A 2,874-nucleotide genomic window follows, 5' to 3' on the forward strand; every position below is an offset into this window, starting at 1 on the left:
CGTTCCAGAGTTTCGGATCGCGATCGCCCTGGCGCCAGCAGTGGCCGTTGGCCACATGCAGAACCTCATGCGCCAGCACGCCGCGCGTTTCCAGATCGTTCAGACCGCCGAGGTACGTCGGGTTGTATCCCAGCGATTCCCCGTCAGTCCAGAACGTCTTGCACGACGGATCTTCGACCACCTTCAGACGCAAAGCGAGTGCGCCGAAAAACGGCTGGTCGAGGACCAGCGCCGTGCGTTGCTTCGAGATGCGCGGGTCCATGGCCACCTCAGGCGACGAGTCGCAGAAGCGGCGTCGGCTCCGGCTGGACAACCTGCTCCAGCGGCGCGAACGTCGAAAGCTGATTCGCCACCGGCTCCGGTGCCCCACCCATGAACGCTGCCATCAGCCCCTCGATTTCCGAGGCCTTGGCCGCGACCTGCGAACGCAGCACGCTCGACTCCTTCAGATCCGCACCCGTGTGAACCGCGAGATGCGTCTTCGCCTGTTCGAGGATGTGGCTGAGCTTCGGATCGTTCGTGAAGTTCAGCTTCGGCAGCAGCTCGCACAGTTCGCGCACCTGGTTGGTGACGCCCAGGCGAACATCGGTGGCACCGTACAGCTTGTCAGCCAGCTTCGAGACGGCCTCGTACAGACGCCCGACCAGATCATTGTTCGCCGTCGAGATCGAGGCAAGCACGTGCTGGTCGATTTCCGAACGAAGATCCGTCAGCACGTCGGCCGGCAGATCGACGCCGAACTGGCTCGCGTCAGGAAACGGCAACACCGCGAGCCTGACGCCGAACTTTTCAGACATGCGGGCAAGCGTGGGATAGTCCGACTCGTTGAACAGCCCGTTGAGTTCCGCCCGTGCCTGCTCCTTCAGATTCAGGTAGTCGGTCAGGAAGACGGAAACGGCGAGATCGAACTCATCCTTCATCCTGCGCATCTGGTCGGCGAAGTCCATGTAGATCGCCGTCGGAAGCAGACGCACGCCCAGCTGTTCGTACTTCAGCGAGTGGTCGTAGTGATAGCGGCGAATGCGATTGCCGATCGAAACCACCTCCTTGTAGCTCGGCGCATGCTCGGGCAGCAGGCGCTTGTTGAAGCGCCCGATGTCCTTTGCCTGATGGTTCTTCTCGACTTCTTCGGTCGCTTTCACGTCGAAGCAGCGCGCCTGCCAGGCGGATACCGTGACGGCCGACAGCATGACGCGGGATTTCAGTTCAGTGATGTTCATGGGAGACTCCAGAATAGAAAGGGATTGGATTGAACAGAAAGAAAAAAGCCACGGCGCGCGAGGCGGGCCGTGGCAGAACGAACAACGGATGAAGCAACAGGCAAAAGGTAGCGGGGCTTACTCGCCGCGGATGATTTTTCCGATCTCGCCACCCTGCGCGCGGATGAACGCATGGGTGCTCGCCAGTTCGGGCTTGCGACGCACGGCGTCACGCGCGAGGAGCGCACCGAATTCACGGTGGCCAACCTCGATCAGCCGCTGGTTGTAGGTCAGCACCCGCTCGAAGTTTCCTTCGGTCGAGTGCGCTGCCAGCGCCGAACTGACCGCGTACAGCGCGGCCGGGGTCTCAGGGATCGGCGCCGTGTCCGGCGACAGGATGATGGCGTCCGGCGACGGCAGCTCGCGGTAGATGGCAAGAAAGCTCATCAGTTCGGTCGCTGCAGCCTCGCCCACCGAACCCGCGTAGGAGACCAGCTCGAGCGACTTCGGCACGACCGGCATCGTCTTCGCGACGAATCCCCATGTTCGGGGGCTCGGTGCGTTTTCGATATCGCGCGCGGTCTTCTTCACGGACAGCAGATCCGGCCGGAATCGCAGAAACGCGATCAGTTCGGCAGGAACACCGGTGCGCGCCGCCCAGTCCGTCCAGTCGGCGATCGAAGGCTCAAGCTCCACCACCGTCGCGAAACGCGAGATGACGGGATCGAGAATGCCCGAGACACCCGCGTTGTCGTTGCGCCGGTTGGTGGCCGCAACGAACGTGACGCAGTCGGGCAGCGCGTGCTCGCCGATGCGGCGTGCCAGCAGCAGTTGCATCTTTGCCGCCTGCACTGCCGGTGATGCCTGGCCCAGATCGTCAAGGAACCAGAGCAGCGGCGTTGTCGCTCTCAATGCGCGCTCGAGATCCCCGAACGGCAGGAAGCGGGCGACGTTCCCGTCAGGGAATGGCAGGCCCTTCGAGTCCGTGGGGTCTTCAACGACGGGATGGCTGATGAGCAGGTCATGCCCGGTTTCCTGAGCCGCCTGAGCGACGATGTCGCTCTTGCCAATGCCCGGAGCCCCAGTGATAAGCACCGGAAGACGGGCCGGAATGTAGGTGATGAGCAGTTCGCGAAGTTGCGAGGCAGAGACTTTCATGGGGTACCTGAAAAGGAAAAGCCCCACGAAACAACGCCCCCGGGGGACGTGGTCCCTGAGGGGCGAGCTGGATGTGCCGCGGATGCGGCGCTTCGATGCGTCCTAGGAGACGCGAAAAACGGTTGTGCCTTACGCCTGCGCGCCAGCCAGAGCGGCCAGTTGAGCTTCGGTAAGGGTTTCGCGCGGCACGGCGGTCGCGCGGGTGAAGATCATGCTGCCGTAGAGATTGGCGAGACAGCGTGCTTCAGCACACAGCACCGTCACCTCCTCGTCGGAGGTAGCCGGATTGCGGTTGCGCCACACGTTGATCGCGTTTTCGATCTGGGCGATTGAAACGTCCCGGGTTCCGGAAACAGCGTTCGGATGTTTCATGGGGTGTCCTCGAAGGAAGTGCCCCTGAACAACGCCCCAAGGGACGTGATCCCCAAGGGCAGCATTGTTGCCGGATCTCCGGCGGGTCGATGCGTCGTGGACGCGGGTAACAGAGCCCAGTATGGGCGGCCGCTGCGCGACGGTT

3 protein-coding genes and 1 pseudogene are annotated in these 2,874 nt (G+C 62.8%); all 4 read right to left on the reverse strand.

The window, feature by feature from the left end; translation table 11 throughout:
• A pseudogene (locus tag AB4Y34_RS41310) lies at positions 1–262 on the reverse strand (hypothetical protein); the annotation flags it as partial.
• A 7-nt stretch (positions 263–269) separates the two neighbouring features.
• Positions 270–1,220: a hypothetical protein gene (locus AB4Y34_RS41315; protein ID WP_176370121.1), complete on the reverse strand. Its 951-nt coding sequence runs from the start codon at positions 1,218–1,220 to the stop codon at positions 270–272.
• A gap of 117 nt (positions 1,221–1,337) precedes the next feature.
• Complete coding sequence (locus AB4Y34_RS41320; protein WP_368719241.1) at positions 1,338–2,357, reverse strand: ATP-binding protein; 1,020 nt, start codon at positions 2,355–2,357, stop codon at positions 1,338–1,340.
• Between the two features lie 129 nt (positions 2,358–2,486).
• A complete protein-coding gene (locus AB4Y34_RS41325; RefSeq protein WP_176370123.1) occupies positions 2,487–2,729 on the reverse strand; it encodes a DUF3717 domain-containing protein in 243 nt (80 codons plus the stop codon).
• Between the last annotated feature and the right edge of the window lie 145 nt (positions 2,730–2,874).

The organism is Paraburkholderia sp. BR10954 (genome assembly GCF_040965775.1).
Lineage (GTDB): Bacteria > Pseudomonadota > Gammaproteobacteria > Burkholderiales > Burkholderiaceae > Paraburkholderia > Paraburkholderia youngii.